This window comes from Ruminococcus sp. RTP21484sp1_RTP21281st1_A8_RTP21281_210402, assembly GCF_040914025.1.
GTDB lineage: Bacteria > Bacillota > Clostridia > Lachnospirales > Lachnospiraceae > Blautia_A > Blautia_A faecis.
This window is the reverse complement of sequence record NZ_JBCPGE010000050.1, coordinates 14674-32019: the sequence shown is the minus strand read 5'-3', so window position 1 is coordinate 32019 and position 17346 is coordinate 14674. Positions and strand designations below refer to the sequence as shown.

16 protein-coding genes, 1 tRNA gene, 1 other RNA gene and 1 pseudogene are annotated in these 17346 nt (G+C 43.9%); 5 read left to right on the top strand and 14 right to left on the bottom strand.

The window, feature by feature from the left end; all coding sequences use genetic code 11:
* Positions 1 to 124 precede the first annotated feature (124 nt).
* Genes AB5170_RS18715 through AB5170_RS18705 form a run of 3 tightly spaced genes read right to left on the bottom strand, consistent with a single transcriptional unit; the run spans position 125 to position 3526 of the window.
* Complete coding sequence (locus AB5170_RS18715) at positions 125 to 838, bottom strand: CvpA family protein (RefSeq protein WP_179988326.1); 714 nt, start codon at positions 836 to 838, stop codon at positions 125 to 127.
* Positions 839 to 848: 10 nt separating this feature from the next.
* The gene (locus AB5170_RS18710; protein ID WP_118577963.1) at positions 849 to 2093 is read right to left on the bottom strand and encodes a DUF5711 family protein; all 1245 of its coding nucleotides are present in this window, start codon (positions 2091 to 2093) and stop codon (positions 849 to 851) included.
* A gap of 50 nt (positions 2094 to 2143) precedes the next feature.
* Positions 2144 to 3526 (bottom strand): LysM peptidoglycan-binding domain-containing protein, encoded by a 1383-nt coding sequence (locus AB5170_RS18705; protein WP_173774272.1) that lies wholly within the window; start codon positions 3524 to 3526, stop codon positions 2144 to 2146.
* Positions 3527 to 3864: 338 nt separating this feature from the next.
* Here AB5170_RS18705 and yyaC point away from each other — a divergent pair, with 338 nt between their 5' ends.
* Positions 3865 to 4395, top strand: a complete 531-nt coding sequence (gene yyaC / locus AB5170_RS18700; RefSeq protein WP_173774271.1) for a spore protease YyaC — start codon at positions 3865 to 3867, stop codon at positions 4393 to 4395.
* A gap of 141 nt (positions 4396 to 4536) precedes the next feature.
* On the opposite strand, the gene AB5170_RS18695 is transcribed toward yyaC, so the two are convergent.
* The 8 genes from AB5170_RS18695 to AB5170_RS18660 all read right to left on the bottom strand — a co-directional run bounded on the left by AB5170_RS18695 (position 4537) and on the right by AB5170_RS18660 (position 12364).
* The gene (locus AB5170_RS18695) at positions 4537 to 5475 is read right to left on the bottom strand and encodes a transketolase family protein (RefSeq protein WP_368361363.1); all 939 of its coding nucleotides are present in this window, start codon (positions 5473 to 5475) and stop codon (positions 4537 to 4539) included.
* Positions 5463 to 6302: a transketolase gene (locus tag AB5170_RS18690; protein ID WP_118577967.1), complete on the bottom strand. Its 840-nt coding sequence runs from the start codon at positions 6300 to 6302 to the stop codon at positions 5463 to 5465. The genes AB5170_RS18695 and AB5170_RS18690 overlap by 13 nt, the downstream gene beginning before the upstream one ends.
* Before the next feature lie 88 nt (positions 6303 to 6390).
* Entirely contained in the window at positions 6391 to 7044 is a 654-nt protein-coding gene (gene fsa, locus AB5170_RS18685; RefSeq protein ID WP_021924793.1) for a fructose-6-phosphate aldolase, read from the bottom strand.
* Positions 7045 to 7317: 273 nt separating this feature from the next.
* Positions 7318 to 8451, bottom strand: coding sequence for a LacI family DNA-binding transcriptional regulator (locus tag AB5170_RS18680; RefSeq protein WP_118577968.1), 1134 nt, complete (start codon positions 8449 to 8451; stop codon positions 7318 to 7320).
* 20 nt (positions 8452 to 8471) lie between these two features.
* Positions 8472 to 9068: a recombination mediator RecR gene (recR, locus tag AB5170_RS18675; RefSeq protein ID WP_118577969.1), complete on the bottom strand. Its 597-nt coding sequence runs from the start codon at positions 9066 to 9068 to the stop codon at positions 8472 to 8474.
* Positions 9068 to 9424, bottom strand: a complete 357-nt coding sequence (locus AB5170_RS18670) for a YbaB/EbfC family nucleoid-associated protein (RefSeq protein ID WP_021924790.1) — start codon at positions 9422 to 9424, stop codon at positions 9068 to 9070. The genes recR and AB5170_RS18670 overlap by 1 nt, the downstream gene beginning before the upstream one ends.
* A gap of 204 nt (positions 9425 to 9628) precedes the next feature.
* Entirely contained in the window at positions 9629 to 11254 is a 1626-nt protein-coding gene (gene dnaX, locus AB5170_RS18665) for a DNA polymerase III subunit gamma/tau (RefSeq protein ID WP_173736550.1), read from the bottom strand.
* Between the two features lie 30 nt (positions 11255 to 11284).
* Positions 11285 to 12364, bottom strand: coding sequence for an ATP-dependent 6-phosphofructokinase (locus AB5170_RS18660; RefSeq protein ID WP_334284973.1), 1080 nt, complete (start codon positions 12362 to 12364; stop codon positions 11285 to 11287).
* 483 nt (positions 12365 to 12847) lie between these two features.
* Here AB5170_RS18660 and ffs point away from each other — a divergent pair.
* Together ffs and AB5170_RS18650 are read left to right on the top strand one after the other, a co-directional pair.
* Positions 12848 to 13109: signal recognition particle sRNA large type (ffs, locus tag AB5170_RS18655), an RNA gene on the top strand.
* A gap of 42 nt (positions 13110 to 13151) precedes the next feature.
* A pseudogene (locus tag AB5170_RS18650) lies at positions 13152 to 13226 on the top strand (DUF6783 domain-containing protein); the annotation flags it as partial.
* 123 nt (positions 13227 to 13349) lie between these two features.
* Here AB5170_RS18650 and AB5170_RS18645 read toward each other — a convergent pair.
* The 3 genes from AB5170_RS18645 to AB5170_RS18635 all read right to left on the bottom strand — a co-directional run bounded on the left by AB5170_RS18645 (position 13350) and on the right by AB5170_RS18635 (position 15578).
* Complete coding sequence (locus AB5170_RS18645) at positions 13350 to 13787, bottom strand: GatB/YqeY domain-containing protein (RefSeq protein ID WP_118577971.1); 438 nt, start codon at positions 13785 to 13787, stop codon at positions 13350 to 13352.
* 134 nt (positions 13788 to 13921) lie between these two features.
* Positions 13922 to 14431, bottom strand: a complete 510-nt coding sequence (gene tadA, locus AB5170_RS18640) for a tRNA adenosine(34) deaminase TadA (protein WP_118577972.1) — start codon at positions 14429 to 14431, stop codon at positions 13922 to 13924.
* 127 nt (positions 14432 to 14558) lie between these two features.
* A complete protein-coding gene (locus tag AB5170_RS18635; protein ID WP_256144600.1) occupies positions 14559 to 15578 on the bottom strand; it encodes a DUF6128 domain-containing protein in 1020 nt (339 codons plus the stop codon).
* Positions 15579 to 15816: 238 nt separating this feature from the next.
* On the opposite strand from AB5170_RS18635, the gene AB5170_RS18630 reads away from it, so the two are divergent.
* Both AB5170_RS18630 and AB5170_RS18625 read left to right on the top strand, forming a co-directional pair.
* Positions 15817 to 15890, top strand: a tRNA-Pro gene (locus tag AB5170_RS18630).
* A 236-nt stretch (positions 15891 to 16126) separates the two neighbouring features.
* Entirely contained in the window at positions 16127 to 17104 is a 978-nt protein-coding gene (locus AB5170_RS18625; RefSeq protein ID WP_368361362.1) for a CAP domain-containing protein, read from the top strand.
* Positions 17105 to 17346 lie beyond the last annotated feature (242 nt).

Here is a 17346-nt window from a genome sequence, read left to right as displayed (position 1 = left end):
CAATATAACAAGCCCCAGCAAAAAGCCGGGGCTAATACTTCAATTATTTTAGGACATTTTCAAAAACGCTTGACACCCCTTTTTTCAATTTTTTTGATTTTTTTACATTATTTGACATTTGTGCTCAATTTCCGTAGAAAACACTCATAAACACTTTCACAAATATATTCTGATTATACAGGAAATTCAGTACTGTATCCTGCTCAACAAGAGCCATTCCCTGTTTTCCAATCGTGGTATCACAGAGCAGCGTCAGGATCAGAAACCCGATCCAGATAAAGATTATGCACTTCGCACCACCCACTACACCTCCGGCAATTTTATTCACGCCCTTTATCACAGGAAGATTTGTCAGAACATTCAGTATATAACTCAACAGTCTGATCACGATTGCAGAAATTATAAAGGATAAAAGAAATGATATTCCATTTACGATCATGACAGCCAGCGAATCTGCTATATATTCCGCAAACGTACTGACTGCAAGATAGCGGTATGTCTCTGCAGTATTATTTTCCATAAGAGAAGTTTTCAATATGTCCGGAAGTTCCATTTTTTCCATTATCTGCGTCTGTTCTTCTTTATCCAGAGCTTTCTGGCTGCCTGTCTGTTCCATGACCAGTTCCTGGCAGTTACTCTGAACAATATTATAAACAGGTGTATACTCTCTCACAAATGTATTTACATATGGATTAATCACCCATACAAGGAGAAAGGATATGATCATAAAAAAAGCAGATACGATTTCTTTTACAAAGCCTCTGCGAAATCCGGAAGCGCATGCAAAAATAATCAGTGCAAGCACCACAATGCCAAGCCAAGTCCAGCTTATGTCCATTTCATTCTCCTTAACTGAGTTTTATCACATTTACACCAGTATCCATAACAAGCAAATACTTATTCCACCCCAATTTGAAAAAGTCTTTCACTGTTCCATCCACACTTCCAAAATATTTCTCGGAACCGTTGCTATTCAACACGCAAAGCTGGGAACTGTTGTACATAACAATATAATCATCACTCATTCTGATAGTGGTATATGGAATATTAAAATCCTTGCTAAATTTCAGTTTGCCAGCAGAAGAATATACCTGCATGGTATACTGTTTGTCTTTGCTGTCATTTTTAAATACCAGACCAATGTTGTTTTCATCATAAAAAGTACTGATAATCTCCTGCTCAACCTGGACTGTTTTCAGTTCTTTAGGAATCTGGCGCCCGGAATATATGGTAAATCCATCATCCCGAAGTGCAACTGCATTGCTGCCAAGATACTGAATCTGCGGAACCACAACTCCATCATATGTGTATCCGCTTACAATACGGTCGTCTTCATTCTGTCCAACTTCTCCGAAATTATAAAAAGCTATGTAACTGGTGGTCTCGCTGCTGTCCACAAACTGATATGCCACCATCATCACAACGCCATTATCTGCCAGTGCCACATCCATAGGATATCCAGGATCCTGAATATTAGTCTGATTTTCTGCCACAAGACTTCCATCTAAATTGTAAAAATTGATCCAGGTGTGGTCGCCGCCATCCAGAATTGCCGCTGCCATTCCGGTTTTGGAAACTTTTGCCTTCACAATACTGTAAGAAGTAGATACAGTCCCGGTAATTCCATTTTTGTCAAGAAAAACCATGGATGTACCATCTTTATCAGCAATCACGGCACAGTCACCGCAAACATCTGCCACAGGATTCTGCATGTCATATGTCTGGGACCATACAGTTTCCAGCTTGTTGTTTACCAGAGATACCTCGTCGGAACTATAACGCAGAATCTTACCTGACAGATAGGTGTACTGGGTAGAAACAGTATCCTCCTGCTCACTGGTCACCTGTACTTTATAGTTTCGGTAAGTTCTTTTTTCCAGAAAAAGAAAGCCTGCCAAGACCACAAATACAGCAATCAGTATCACGGCAACCGGTTTCAGCACAGCTTTCTTTCTTCGCAAAGCAGCTTTGATTTTTCTTCTCGCAGCTTCATTCCCACCGGCTCCGGCCTGGGCTTTTTCCAGATGGCGTTTCTCGGCCAGAAGTCGTTTCCGCCGCAGTTTCTTTTTGATATTTTTGAATGTGTTTGCCATAATTTAACCTTGCCTTGTATTTTCTATTTTTTCGATTATACCACATCCGGTCAAGGTAATACAATCATTTGCCCCGGATAAATCACCTGGTTTTCTTCCAGATTATTCAGGCGGCAGATTTCCGGGATGGCATCCATATTTCCATAATGGGAAATACTGATCTGGTATAAAGTATCGCCTGGTTTGATCACATAAGTTTCGTATATGCCGTCAGATGAGGTCTGTGCACTGGAATCCGTCTGTTCTTCTGCGTTGGTGCTCTGTTTCTTTATTTTCCGTTCATCAGCTTCCTGGGAAAAAGTTTCCGTCTGATCCACCGTTTCTGCCGGCTTCTCAGTTTCTGTCTGTTCTGCTGCTTCCGCCTCATTTGCAAAATCAGATTCGCTGTCCTGCCAGCTATTCCCGGTTTCATCACTTATTTCTGTATCGGCGGCTTCCTGCGTTATTTTGGGAGTCACCGAAGCATTTCTTTCCAACTGCTCTTCCGGACTTTTCTCCTGTTTGGAAACATCCTGTATCTGATTCGTGTCATTTTCTGCCTGCTTTTCTTCTGATGCATCTTCCTCTGTTTTTCCTGACATAACAGTCACTGCATAATCATCTTCAGGCTGCACCGGCAAGCCACCGTAATTTCTGTAAAAGCCCGCACCTACAGCTAATACAGCAAGTACCAGACAGGCCGTTGCTGCATATGAAAAAACAGAGGTACGCTCCATTTCCTCCTGGGGCTTTTCCTCTGTCTTTTCTGCTTTCTTTGTTTTCTTGTTCCGGATGATTTTCCGAAAAGATACAACCGCCTCGTCAGACACATTTTCTGTAAATTCCGGCGCAAAATCTTTATTTTTTTCAATCATGTACTCCTGCATCAGCGGATTTTTCTCATAATAAATGTAATATCCCCGCTGCCGGACCATAAGGCCATTTTCAAAGAAGAAGAAAGCTTCTTCTTTTTCTGCAGGTTCCATAAGCATAAGCACTTTTTCACCGCCAAAATACCGAAGATGGATTCGGGTCAGCAATTCGTCTGTTTCCATATACATCTGAGGGCGCGAAAAAAACCAGCCTGTTATTTCCTGTCCCGGAAAATATTTTGCCTGGTCTTCCTGTATTTTTGCCCATATTTTTTCAGAGAAATCAATATGATCTGATGCAGCTTCCATATCTTCCACCATTAAAGCTCCCCGGATGAAAAGATAGGTTATACCATTGTTCCATTTTGTTTCGCCTGTAAAAACAGCTACACAGCCTTGTTCTTTTCCGGAACCGACCGCATTCCTGGCAAGCCTTGTCAGAAATGTGTATACGTAATCTTCAATATAAATACGCATATTTCCGGTTGTCAGTCCTACCTGACGTATGTTTCTCGGCAGATTAAAAAGATTTTCCCCATTTTTCGCCTCCTGTTTCTCTTCTTTGTAGATAACTTCTATCATAGTCACATCACCCCTTCGGGTATGAGAATATCACATGAGAAATGCAGATTTTAGCGGAATATAAGACCTGTTTCACAGAATTTTGCGACAGTTTTTGCAAAGGAAATATTTGTCGGGATGAAGGGTACAGCGAACTGTTGCAATTGAATTCCGGCAGAATGTCACGTAAAGTGCAGCATATAGATTTCGATATGTTTTTTTGTACTCAGCCAGGTGCATATTTTTTCCAGATATAGGATAAGATGGATTATATCAGACAGCTGCAGCTGCAAATTATCGTTCATAAGTAATCGGGCAAGTTTGCTTATTTATGAAATTTTTAAAGCAGGAGAACTTTTATGCCTTTTTATGTAAATACCCAAAAACCAGATTCTTCCAGAGAAATTGCACGGCTTCTGGGAAAATGTATTAAGCGTCATAAACGGGACTGGACTGAAATTGTGTTTTTGTGCATTGGAAGTGACCGGGTAACCGGAGACTGTCTGGGACCTTATGTGGGCTATCGTTTAAGTCAGCATCAGCTTCCGGGAATTTTTGTTTACGGTACATTAAATCAACCGGTTCACGCCGTCAATCTGTCCGATATAACGGACTTTATTTCAAAGAGCCATCCGTTTGCCCTTGTAATCGCTATAGACGCGTCTCTAGGCGATGAAAGACATTTGGGCTATGTGACAATCGGAAACGGTTCTCTTTACCCAGGTGCGGCTGTTCAGAAAGATCTGCCGCCTGTGGGGGATATTTATATTACTGGAATTGTAAATATTGCAGGAATTCTGGAATATCTGACTTTACAGACAACAAGACTGTCCACTGTGATCACGCTGGCTGACACCATTGCACAGGGGATTCTTGGAAATTTTATATAACAATACGGCAAACAGAAGCTTTCACTTCCATTTGCCGTATACTTATTTAGCATATCACTTTTTTGAATTTCCAAAAGGTCTTCTGCAAAAACAGACATAGCGCCTGCCGGTGCCAACACCATACAGGAAAGGCACAGTCAATTAGATAAATGCTTTGATCTGTTTGTAGATACCGGCTGCATCAAGGCCGTATTTCTCAAGAAGAGCAACGGCCGGGCCAGACTCTCCGTAAACATCATTGATACCAATACGTTTAACCGGTACAGGCGCTTTCTCAGCAAGGCACTCGCATACAGCACCACCAAGGCCGCCGATGATGGAATGCTCTTCAACAGTAACAACTTTGCCTGTTTCTTTGGCAGCTGCTACAACAAGTTCCTCATCGAGAGGTTTGATGGTGTGGATGTTAATAACCTTTGCTTCGATTCCTTCTTCAGCCAGTTTCGCAGCTGCTTCCAGAGACGGAGCTATGCAAAGTCCGTTTGCAATAATGGTAAGGTCTTTTCCCTCACGGAGAACAATACCTTTGCCAAGCTCAAATTTATAATCCGGGTTATCATTGATAACCGGAACAGCAAGACGGCCAAATCTCATGTAAACAGGGCCCACATGCTCATAAGCTGCCTCTACCATTGCTTTTGCTTCAATATCATCAGACGGGCATGCAACAATCATTCCCGGAATTGTACGCATAAGTGCAAAATCCTCGCAGCACTGGTGTGTAGCACCATCCTCACCAACGGAAATTCCGCCGTGGGTAGCACCAATCTTAACATTCAGCTTCGGATATCCAACAGAGTTGCGAACCTGCTCAAAGGCACGTCCTGCTGCAAACATAGCGAAAGTACTTGCAAAAGGCACTTTTCCAGTTGTTGCGATTCCGGCAGCAATTCCCATCATGTTGCACTCTGCAATACCGCAGTCGATATGACGCTCCGGGAATGCTTTCTTAAAGATTCCGGTCTGTGTAGCTGCAGCAAGGTCAGCGTCCAGAACAACCAGATCATCATGTTTTTTTCCAAGTTCTACGAGAGCGTTACCATAACTTGCTCTGGTGGCAATCTTCTTTACTTCTGACATAATGCTTCACCTACCTTTTCCAAATCTGCCATAGCCTGTGCGTACTCTTCATCGTTCGGAGCTTTTCCATGCCAGCCAACCTGGTTCTCCATGAAAGATACCCCTTTGCCTTTTACTGTTTTCATAACGATCGCAGTCGGCATTCCTTTCACAGTCTTTGCCTCGTCAAAAGCAGCGCGCAGCTGCGCCATGTCATTTCCATCAGCTACATTTATTACATGGAAATTGAATGCTTCGAATTTCTTATCGATCGGGTATGGGGAGCATACGTCCTCAACTTTACCATCGATCTGAAGACCATTGTTATCAACGATCACTACAAGATTGTCCAGTTTCCTTGCTCCTGCAAACATTGCAGCTTCCCATACCTGACCCTCCTGGATCTCGCCGTCTCCAAGAAGTGTGTATACACGATAGCTGTCATTTGATAATTTTGCAGAAAGTGCCATTCCAACCGCTGCAGAGATTCCCTGTCCAAGGGAACCGCTGGACATATCGACGCCAGGAATATGCTTCATATCCGGATGTCCCTGAAGGTAAGATCCGAGATGACGAAGTGTCACCAGATCCTCTTTCGGGAAATAACCCCTCTCAGCCAGTACAGAATACAGACCTGGTGCAGTATGACCTTTGGAAAGGACAAAACGGTCGCGATCTGCTTTCTTCGGATCCTTAGGATCAATATTCATTTCCTCAAAATAAAGATAAGTAAACAAATCTGCTGCTGATAAAGATCCGCCTGGATGACCAGCTTTAGCAGCATGCAGTGCTGTTACGATGTCTTTGCGGACTTCGTTGGCAACTTTCTGAAGCTCTAAATTCTCCATTTTCAATTCTCCTTATTATTTCCCTTGATATCATGATGTGCGAATCACAACCGGATTGAATTCTTACGTAAAATAATTTCTCGGTTAATTATTCTCCAAATACAGCCTTGTAATCATTCTGGAATTTAACAATACCAGCGTCTGTCAGCGGATGATGAGTCATCTGCTCAAGTACTTTAAATGGTACAGTAGCGATATCAGCACCTGCAAGTGCGCACTGTGTTACATGCATTGGATGACGTACACTTGCTGCGATGATCTCGGTATCGATGCCTGCAACTGCAAACATATCAGCGATCTGGCGAATGAGCTCAACACCGTCTGTAGAGATATCATCCAGTCTTCCAAGGAATGGAGATACATATGTAGCACCAGCTCTTGCTGCAAGAAGTGCCTGGTTAGCGCTGAAGATCAGAGTTACATTTGTCTTGATACCTTCTTTTGAAAGAACTTTAACTGCTTTCAGACCTTCGCATGTCATAGGAATTTTTACAACCATGTTCGGATGGATTTTGGCAATCTCGCGTCCCTCACGGATCATTCCCTCTGCATCTGTTGTAGTAGCTTTAACCTCGCCGCTGATCGGTCCATCGACGATCTCTGTGATCTCTTTGATTACTTCATTGAAATCTCTTCCCTCTTTCGCGATCAGGGATGGATTTGTAGTTACGCCACAGATAATTCCCATATCGTTAGCTGCCTTAATATCTTCTACTTTTGCTGTGTCAATAAAAAATTTCATGATTTCTTCCTCCTAAATGAATTAGACTAGAGCGTTGCAGCGCTTCCTTTGTCTTGCACTGTTCATATGCTTTCATTATAGCAGACTTCATTTACAGGTCAAGGCAGAGAGCAAATTATTAATAAAATTTCAATTAATAATTTCATCTATTATTAATCATTCTATAGTTTGTTAGTATGGTATCAATCAATTTTCTACTGTATCAATCAGTTTTTCCAGCAATTTTACCAGATGTTTTTTTTAAATTATTACTAATAATTTCCAGTAAATTATTTATTTAAACTTATTTTCTTCGGATTTTTCGTTTATGGGATCCGGTTTATCCATACGTGCATAACCGGTGGTTTTTCGCACAATAATCTTGGGATTATACTCAATATTATATACACTTGTGGGACGGATGCCTTCCCCGAAACGGATGCCTGTATCGATTTTCCGGATGATAATGTCACAGGCATCCCTGCCCTTCAGATCAACGAAGTGATCAATGGTAGTCAGTGACACTCTGCGAATTCCGGAATAAAAAATATTGTCGCAGCCGATCACAGATACATCCTTCGGCACTCTCAGACGGGCATCCTGAAGAGCATCCACAGCACCAATGGCCATCATGTCATTCTGTCCGGCAATGGCAGTAAATCTGCTGCCATCCTCCAGAAGAGACCTGGTCAGGGCATAGCCCATAGAATACTCGGAATCCGTCTTAGGATTGCGACGGTCAACGGATTCGTCAGCAGCCCGGATGATCACATGTCCGGAAAGCCCAGCCTTCTCAAACTCACGGACAAAACCATCCACTCGTTTGGAACGCTGCCACTGTCTTCTGGTAAGCGGCGGCGTAATAAAGGCCACATCCCGATGTCCCAGATCCAGCAGATGCCTCGCCATAAGTCGTCCCACTTCTGTGTTGTCCTGATTAATAGCATCTACTGTACTGATTTTTTCTTTGTTGCTAATGATGACCAGCGGAATGCTTCTTGCCATCTCTTCTACCTGGCTGATATAGTCCGGGTGGGGATTGCAGGCATAAATGATCCCCTGGGGTGCCATGGCGCGTATCATGCGCAGATACTTCTCTTCCAGCCTGGCATCACGCTGGGTATTGCAGATGAAAACTCCGTAGCCACGCTCGTTGGCTACCGCCTCGATTCCCTGAAGGAGCATCACATAGTAAGGGCTGGTAATAGTTGGGCAAAAGACAACAATCATTTTTTCCTTTTTGTTCTCTTTTTTATTTTTGTGGCCCGGAAGCTGATAGCCCAGTTCTCTGGCCGCGCTTTCCACTTTTTCCACTGTTTCTCGGGAAAAAGAAACATTGTACTTATGGTTCAGAACCATGGAAACCGTTGCCTGGGAAACTCCCGCTTTCTCTGCCACATCTGATGAAGTCACTTTTTTGCGTGCCACAAAAATCACCTCCTGCCATCTTACAGTTCTACCCTGCCCTCCAGTGCCCGAAGCAGGGTAACCTCATCAATGTATTCCAGGTCACCGCCTACTGGCACACCACTGGCAATACGGCTGACCTTGATCCCGGTGGGCTTGATCAGCTTACTGATATACATTGCTGTAGTCTCTCCCTCCAGACTGGAGTTGGTGGCAATGATCACTTCTTTTACATCTCCCTGAAGTCGCATGATCAGCTCTTTCAGCTTGATATCATCCGGACCAATTCCCAGCATAGGGGATATTGCGCCGTGAAGTACATGATAAACTCCATCAAATTTACCGGTTTTTTCATAAGCAGCAAGATCCCTGGTGTTCTCCACTACCATAATCGTACTGTGATCTCTTTTGGGATTGCTGCAGATTGGGCACATTTCTTTATCCGTAAGGGTGTAGCAGCACTTACAGTACTGTACGTTCATCCGGGCATCGGTGATGGCATTGGTAAGCTGCTGCACCTGTTCCTTTGGCATATTCATAATATGAAAAGCCAGGCGCTGGGCAGACTTTGCCCCGATTCCCGGAAGATGGGAAAACTGCTCAATCAGTTTATTGATATGACTGCTGTAGTATTCCATCAGAATGGAAGACCCCCGCCAAGTCCTCCCAGACCTCCTGTAAGTTTGGACATTACAGCCTGGTTCTCCTGCTCAACCTTGCGAAGTGCTTCATTAGTTGCTGCAACAATAAGATCTTCAAGCATCTCGATGTCATCCGGATCTACAACTTCCTCTGCAAGCTTCACCTTGGTCACTTCTCTCTTACCTGAGATAGTTACTTCTACAGCTCCGCCGCCGGCTGCTGCAGTAAACTCTTTCTCCTCGAGAGCTTTCTGGTTCTCTTCCATCTGGCGCTGCATTTTCTGCGCCTGCTTCATAAGGTTATTCATGTTTCCTGGCATACCCATGCCTGGAAATCCTCCACGCTTTGCCATTACAAAGTCCTCCTTTAACTGTTCTGATTTCATGCTGGATTCCGCATTTCTGATTTTTCAAACAGGCTCTATAACATTTGCGGCAGCAAAAATCATTTTTCATAACAATATTCACATTTTCTGCAAATATTATTAATTTACTTCTCGTTCGTCGCTTTCACGGCAACTCTTATGTTGCTGCACAAAAATCAAACAGCAACACTCTTATTCTTCTGCATCGTCAGGATCTTCCTCCACAACAACATCCATATGGATATTCTCCCGGAGAGCCTGATCTACAGTAACCTTGGCAAGATTGGTATGGTTGTGTTCTTTTGCCACCACCATCTTAAGTTCTACACTCTTGCCAGTCTGGGCCAGGATGATATTCTTCAGTTCTTCCTCTGCTTCCGGATTATCTACATAGGTTTTTCCAAGGAAATCCTGGAATTCAATGTAGAGAACCGGTTCACCGGTCTGGCCATTGTATTTGGGAATAGACTTCTGGAGCATCTGTTTGAAAATACCGCTGGTCTGACCTACGATCACCTTCCAGCTGGCTACAATCTTCTGCAGATCCTCGGGTGCTGCCTTCTCAGGTGCTGCTGCCATGGCTTCTGCACTGCCATACGATCCGATTCCTGTACTTCCGGCGTTGCCAGTGGCTCCCGGCTGAACAAATACCTGTTGAACAGGCCGCTCGTCCATGCGCTGTTCCAGAACACGAAGACGATCCAGGACAGAATCCAGATTGGTCTCCATCGCCGGACGGCACAGTTTGATCAGGGCAATCTCCACCAAAACACGCTTCTGGGTGGAATAGCGTATCTGACTGGACAGGTCAGAAAAAATACGGATGTAGCGCATCAGCGTCTCTACATCCACCATCTCACTTTCTTCTCTTAGAAGTTTCAGATTCTCAGATGATACATCAATGGCTTCCTCCGGATTCTCGGAGGTTTTTACCAGAAGGAGATTACGCATGTACCAGGTAAAATCTCCCACAAACTGTCCAAGCTCTCTTCCGCCTATGATCAAATCCTCAAGAGTGCGTATCGCACCTGTCACATCTCCCTGGAGCACTTTTCGCAAAAGCTTGCTGAACACTTCCGTATCCACAGCTCCCAGAACCTCCAGGACTTTGTCATAAGTCAGTGTCTGCCCCAGATAAAAGGCAATGCACTGATCCAGAAGGCTTAGTGCATCTCGCATGGAACCGTCTCCGGCTTTTGCCACATAACGGACGGCTTTTTCTTCTGCCTCTACGCCTTCGATTTTCAGAAGTTCATCCAGCCTTGCCGCAATGGTATCAATAGTGATGCGGTGAAAATCGTATCGCTGACATCTGGACAAAATAGTGATCGGTATCTTGTAGGCCTCTGTGGTGGCAAGAATGAAGATAACATAAGACGGAGGTTCCTCCAGTGTTTTCAGAAGAGCATTAAACGCTCCTGTCGAAAGCATGTGAACCTCGTCGATAATGTATACCTTATAGTTTCCTTCAGTAGGACGATAGGCCACCTCCTCACGGATCTCACGGATATTGTCAACGCCGTTATTGGACGCTGCATCGATCTCGATCACGTTCATGGAGGTGCCAGCCTGTATCGCCTTACACATGTCACATTCACCACAGGGACTTCCATTTACCGGATGCTGGCAGTTTACTGCTTTTGCCAGTATTTTTGCAACGGTAGTCTTACCGGTTCCTCGGGTGCCGCAAAACAGATACGCGTGACCAATACGGTTATGCTTGATCTGATTGGTCAGGGTAGTTACAATGTGATCCTGTCCCTTGACATCGTCAAAATTATCCGGTCTGAACTTCCGGTATAGAGCAGTATAGCTCATTTATGGAAACTCCTTTCTAACAGCAGGGAATCAATCGCCGAAGCTGATTCCGATCTGCTTTGCAGCCTTAACGGTCTGGTCTTTCGGAGAAACCATTTTCAGCTTGCCGGCACATTCTTCAAGAGGTACTCTCTTGATTTTGCCATTTACAATACCGATCATGATGCCATATTCTCCGTCCAGAATAGCCTCTGCTGCTCCTGCTCCGATTCTTGTGGAAAGCACACGATCATATGCACATGGTGCCCCACCTCGCTGTGTATGTCCCGGAACTGTAATGCGTACCTCAGAACCAAGCTTCTGGGTAATCTTGTCTGCAATTTCATAGGATACGGAAGGATACTTCTTCGCGCGGTCTTCCAGCTTTTTCTTGTAATCTTTCTTGGAAAGAAGGGCATCCTCTTTGGAAATGGCGCCTTCTGCCACTGCAAGAATGGTGAAACGCTTGCCAGCTTTAGATCTCTTCTGGATAGCTGCAACTACTTTCTCAATGTCGTATGGGATTTCCGGAATCAGGATAATATCTGCTCCGCCGGCAATTCCTGCGTGCAGAGTAAGGCTTCCTACCTTGTGTCCCATAACTTCTACGATAAATACACGGCCATGGGATGCTGCTGTTGTATGAATGCAGTCGATAGCGTTTGTTGCAATATTTACTGCACTCTGGAACCCGAATGTCATATCTGTACCCCAGATATCATTGTCGATGGTCTTAGGCAGATGGATGATATTCAGACCTTCTTCTCTTAAGAGGTTGGCTGTTTTCTGGGTTCCGTTTCCTCCGAGGATTACAAGACAGTCAAGACAAAGCTTGTAATAAGTCTGCTTCATAGCCTCTACCTTGTCCAGTCCATTGGCATCCGGTACGCGCATAAGCTTAAACGGCTGTCTGGATGTTCCAAGAATAGTTCCGCCCTGTGTAAGGATTCCGGAAAAATCCTTGGATGTAAGCATACGGTATTTGCCGTAGATCAGTCCCTTATATCCATCATCAAATCCGTAAACTTCCAGGTCATCAATGCTGTTTGTAAGCCCTTTTACAACTCCCCGCATGGTGGCATTCAGTGCCTGGCAGTCACCGCCGCTTGTTAATAAGCCGATTCTTTTAATCATAGTACCCTCCATTTCTGTGTCTCTAGAGCGTGTTTCAAAAATCATTCCAGCAAGCTACGCGCTCCAGTAAAAACTACATTTTGAAATTTGATCCGCGAGCTCTGTTCGTTACTGATCACAAAGTGAGCAGTGACCGCTGTTCTGTTACGTCTGGGCAGCGTAAAAATCGCGGGGCAAGTTTGTTTATATTATATAATATTTCCCGTTCTGACACAACAAGTAATTTGCAACCAGATATTTCTGGAGCCGGCTTGTTACTGTTCACTCCGTGACCAGTAACGCGCTTCGCGATGCACAGAAATCATGCATTCGCATGATTTCGCGCCGCAATTCTCGGGTTTTCTGTGAACTTTGTTCACAAAAAACACCTCGCGGAATGTTACCAGTGAACAGTAACGCCGGCTTGACAATACATTAAATTTTTTTGCTGTTTTGCAGCAGTGGCTTGACAAATCCACAGTCTTCCTTTATAATTAAATTCCGCGCAGCCGGGGAGATAGCGGTGCCCTGTACCTGCAATCCGCTACAGCAGGGGTGATGCCAATCTGAGGCTTGTATCTTGTGGAGCTGCCCTTTATAAGTGGCGTTGACGTTTGGGTCTTACGCAACAGGACTCTATGAACCGTGTCAGGACAGGAATGTAGCAGCACTAAGTAGAATCTCCTGTGTGCCGTGAGGGTGCCTGGGCTGAGTTAACTGTAGAGGTAACGTCTGTGAGACCATTCCGAGGTGCGGCGCGCGAAAGAAGAGGATTGTGGAACGTCTGTGAGGACGTTCTTTTTTTGTGTTAAAAAAGATTTCTGCAAAATGGGGCGGGCAAATTACGGGAATGCTTTTTCAAACAGGCTCTGGCGCGGTACGCCCCAGGCAAACAAAAAGACACATATTGTATCAGGGCTGTGAATGTGTTGTTCACGCCATTTTTACAATATGTGTCCTATTTTTAGTTTGCTATTCTATTTTGAATGCAAGCTGTGAAAAATCATTTGCACAGCTCCGCTACGACCTGATTGATCACCTTGCCGTCAGCCTTGCCCTTCAGCTCTGGCATAATAGTCTTCATGATCTGTCCTTTGTTTCCAGAAGCGATCAGGTCTGCATGTTTCTCTGTAAGGTAAGCCTTGATCTCAGAAGCGTCCATCAGCTTTGGAGCGTATTTCGCAATCACATCATATCTTGCCTGATATTCATCTTTCAGATCCTGTCTGGATTCCGGACAGGTGTCGATCTGCTCTTTCACAGATTTCAGCTCTTTCAGGATAACACGGTCAACCAGTTCGCCACTGATATCGTCACGGCAGCCTTCGTCGATTGCCACCTTCTTCACTGCGGAAATCAGGGAAGAGACTGCATCCTTTGTTACTTTATCCTTTGCTTTCATGGCAGCTACCATGTCTTTTCTCAATGCTTCAAGTTCCATTGTATTTTCCTCCTGTCATTTTCTATGTGGTTGTTTACATAATGTTCCACAACGTTCCATCAAATCATAATTCTTTCATCCTGTGGCATTTCAGACGACTTGATGTATTTTTTGCTTTGTTTTTTATCATACCACTAATTTTCTGATTTTCCAACCTGCTCTGCCAAAGATTTTTTCAGCATTTTCTTCTTTTCCCGAAGCTCGCGAAAAAAATCGGAAAGCATGATGGAACACTCTTCCTGAAGGACACCGCGGATTACTTCTACCTTGTGGTTAAAGCCATCCATTTCCAAAAGATTCAGCACAGAACCGGCACATCCTGCTTTTGGATTCATGCTGCCGATAACCACACGGTCAATTCTGGACTGCATAAGCGCTCCGGCGCACATCTGGCAAGGCTCTAAGGTTACATACATCGTGCAGCCTTCCAGTCTCCAGTCTCCTAATTTTTTGCTTGCCTTTTTAATCGCGTTCAATTCTGCGTGAGAAAGGGTATTCTTGTCCGTGTTTCTCCGATTATAGCCTCTTGCAATGATCTGCCCGTTGCAAACGATCACACAGCCAATTGGCACCTCTTCCAATGCCCGGGCTTTCTTTGCCTGGCGAATTGCCTCTTTCATATAACGTTCCTGATCTGTAAGCATTTTTTACCTTTACTTTCTACTACTTTATGGTGAATCTCGGCATTTTTGCCGCTGCGCTGTCATTTTCATTTCAGGCGCCGCAGCGGCAATAGCTTTATTATAGGCAGTTCGCACAGGGATGTCAATTTTAACAACCGGCAGGTGGATCAATCGCACGGTACCAGTACCCTCCCCTGCCTTTTTTCACCTTGATACAGTTGCTTTCTTTGAAGCAGGAAAAGCCGAACATGCCTGCCATAAACTGTTCCTGCTGGTCGTAGCTTCCGGGTACACCAAGTATGTACCGGCCATTTGATCTGTGGCACAGAAGGAGATGTCCGAAATTGTAGTATCCGTATTGCAAAAAACGGTTGTTGCGAAGGGCGCATTGTCTTCTTGGAAAATGGACCAGATCCTGGGGTGTAATTTTCCAGCACTGGTTCAGATCGCTGTCTTGGAACGGGCAGAAGGGCTGACCAAATGGGAGTGCTATGGTTTTCTCCTTTTCCTCTTGTTTTGTATTTACTCTACAGGTAATTTTTTGCTCTGCTTCCCATATTCCCCCCACGGTTGGCTCATCTTTTGCTTGTGGTTCATCACTTATCATTTCTTCTGCTTCCAGCAGATCATCCTGCATTTGTTCCACCACATCCTCCACTTCATGCCTGTCATCTAAATCAGGTGTGGAATCTGTTTCCGGCTTGCTTTCATTCTCCAGCTTTTCTTCTGCTTTCTCTTTTATTATTTCACATACGGTACCAGTTTCTTCTTTCTTTATTATACTTTCCTTAAAATTCTCCGGGCGGATTGTCTGGTCATCCCACTCTGTTCCAAAAAAGCCTCCCGATTCTGTAAGCAAAATCATACCTCCCATTTTTTCCAGAGGAATTCCCGAGCCCCCCATATCCGTTCCGTCTGTTTCCACCAGACATTCGATTCTATTTGCCTCCGTTTTGCAGCTGCCCAGCAAAATTCCATTCATCAGTCCCTCTTTTCGCACAAATCCATATACTTTGCACACTTCTCCTGCTGCCAGGTTTCCTACCTGAAGATGTGGTTCAATTGTACACATGTGATTTCTCATTTCCACCTTCATAAAGCCACAATTATCTTCCTTTTTCCCTTTTCGGTATTCATATACATATGCGATAAAACGCCGATATCCCACCAACTGACGCCCTCCCCTTTTTATGCATCTCACTCATTAATGTATATGAAAAAACAGAATTTTCATTCATAAAAACGCATTCTGTTTCACTTGGAACATCTGTTCAAATGAATTAATTTAATTGCCTCTCCCCAAATAAGACCTGGTTAATTTCAATTCTTTTTGAAATTTTTTGAATTTTTTCAATTTTTCTGTTGACAAGCCAGTATATTCTATGTATAATATCACTTGCAGTTGACGAAGTGTGGCTCAGTTTGGTAGAGCGCTGCGTTCGGGACGCAGAGGTCGTGGGTTCGAATCCCGTCACTTCGACTACTTGGCAGGGGCGCCGAAATTCTTGAGGAATCAAGGGTTTCGGTGTTTTTTTATGTTTAAATTTTCTTCTTTTTTCGAAAGCTATATTCCATTTTAACTATTTAGGTATAGAAATATTTATTTTTTGTGCTAAAATATCTTTATCAGGCAGAGAGGATTTTCCTCTCCCAGAGTTTGTTGAAACAAGCTCTAACACAAAAGCAAAATACCATAAAAGCACCAGGAGGATGAACATGAAAAGAAAAAGAAAAAGAAATTTGTATCATTTATGGTTTTGTTTTGCCATGCTTCTGTTTCTGGCGGTTCCTTTTAAAGTAAAGGCGGAAACTGCCACAACGCCAGTAAGCATTTCTGTACAATATGGACAGACAGAAGCACGAACAATTCTGAATATGATCAATGAAATGCGTACAAGCAGCACAGACGCATGGTATTGGAAGCAAGACGATACAACCAAAACATATTGCACAAATCTGCAGCCATTGCAGTATGATTACGATCTGGAAAAAACAGCTATGCAAAGGGCCGCTGAAATTGCAATTATTTATTCCCATACACGTCCAAATAACAAAGACACCTTCTCCGCCTTTTATGAAAATTCAGTATATTATACTTATGCAGGCGAAAATATAGCTGCGGGATATGGAACTGCTGACAGTGTCAACGACGGCTGGAGGGAAGATAACGAGCTTTACGCCGGTCAGGGACACAGACGAAATATGCTTAATTCTAAATTCAACTGTGTCGGAATCGGTCATGTATACTACAATGGCTTTCACTATTGGGTGGAAAATTTTGCATACAGAGATAAAGTTAATACCACCCCTGTAAGTGCAGACAACACAGAAACTACCCTTACAATTCCAGTTGCAACATCAAAAATTTCTAATTTTAATATTACTTTTGACAAAGATGAGTATTCTTTAAAAACAGGTGAAAGCACTTCCATTTCCGTATCAGATCCAACGATTTCCGTTTTCGGACACTGGGGTTCCAGATTTGTTTTTGTGACTGATACCCCAGATCTAACAATTGCTGATTCGACAGTCGCTACCCTTTCGGGTTCCATAACTGGAATTTCTGAAGGCGATACTACAATTAGTGCTTCTCTTTACGGTCTTACCGCGCACCAGACAGCTGCTGTCAAAGTACATAATTGTGAAAATCACTGGGACGATGGAAAAATAACCACACCCCCCCACCTGCACTAAAACTGGCGTAAAACAATACACCTGCACAATCTGCAGCGAGACTAAAACAGAAGAAATTGCTGCATTAGGTCACGATTACAGTTCCGACTGGACTATTGATACCGCTGCTGCCTGCGAAACAGTCGGCAGCAAGAGCCATCACTGCACACGATGTGACAGCAAAAAAGATGTAACTGAAATTCCTGCTTCCGGTCATTCCTGGAATGATGGTGCAATTACCACTGAGCCTACCTGTACTGATG

Excerpts from the sequence above, each read along its gene's own strand:
- AB5170_RS18710 (WP_118577963.1), bottom strand. The coding sequence starts at position 2,093 with ATGGCAAACACATTCAAAAATATCAAAAAGAAACTGCGGCGGAAACGA.
- recR (WP_118577969.1), bottom strand. The coding sequence starts at position 9,068 with ATGGAATACTACAGCAGTCATATCAATAAACTGATTGAGCAGTTTTCC.
- AB5170_RS18715 (WP_179988326.1), bottom strand. The coding sequence starts at position 838 with ATGGACATAAGCTGGACTTGGCTTGGCATTGTGGTGCTTGCACTGATT.
- AB5170_RS18625 (WP_368361362.1), top strand. The coding sequence starts at position 16,127 with ATGAAAAGAAAAAGAAAAAGAAATTTGTATCATTTATGGTTTTGTTTT.
- AB5170_RS18695 (WP_368361363.1), bottom strand. The coding sequence starts at position 5,475 with ATGTCAGAAGTAAAGAAGATTGCCACCAGAGCAAGTTATGGTAACGCT.
- yyaC (WP_173774271.1), top strand. The coding sequence starts at position 3,865 with ATGCCTTTTTATGTAAATACCCAAAAACCAGATTCTTCCAGAGAAATT.
- tadA (WP_118577972.1), bottom strand. The coding sequence starts at position 14,431 with ATGCTTACAGATCAGGAACGTTATATGAAAGAGGCAATTCGCCAGGCA.
- fsa (WP_021924793.1), bottom strand. The coding sequence starts at position 7,044 with ATGAAATTTTTTATTGACACAGCAAAAGTAGAAGATATTAAGGCAGCT.
- AB5170_RS18705 (WP_173774272.1), bottom strand. The coding sequence starts at position 3,526 with ATGATAGAAGTTATCTACAAAGAAGAGAAACAGGAGGCGAAAAATGGG.
- AB5170_RS18690 (WP_118577967.1), bottom strand. The coding sequence starts at position 6,302 with ATGGAGAATTTAGAGCTTCAGAAAGTTGCCAACGAAGTCCGCAAAGAC.
- dnaX (WP_173736550.1), bottom strand. The coding sequence starts at position 11,254 with ATGAGCTATACTGCTCTATACCGGAAGTTCAGACCGGATAATTTTGAC.
- AB5170_RS18645 (WP_118577971.1), bottom strand. The coding sequence starts at position 13,787 with ATGGAACTTGAAGCATTGAGAAAAGACATGGTAGCTGCCATGAAAGCA.
- AB5170_RS18670 (WP_021924790.1), bottom strand. The coding sequence starts at position 9,424 with ATGGCAAAGCGTGGAGGATTTCCAGGCATGGGTATGCCAGGAAACATG.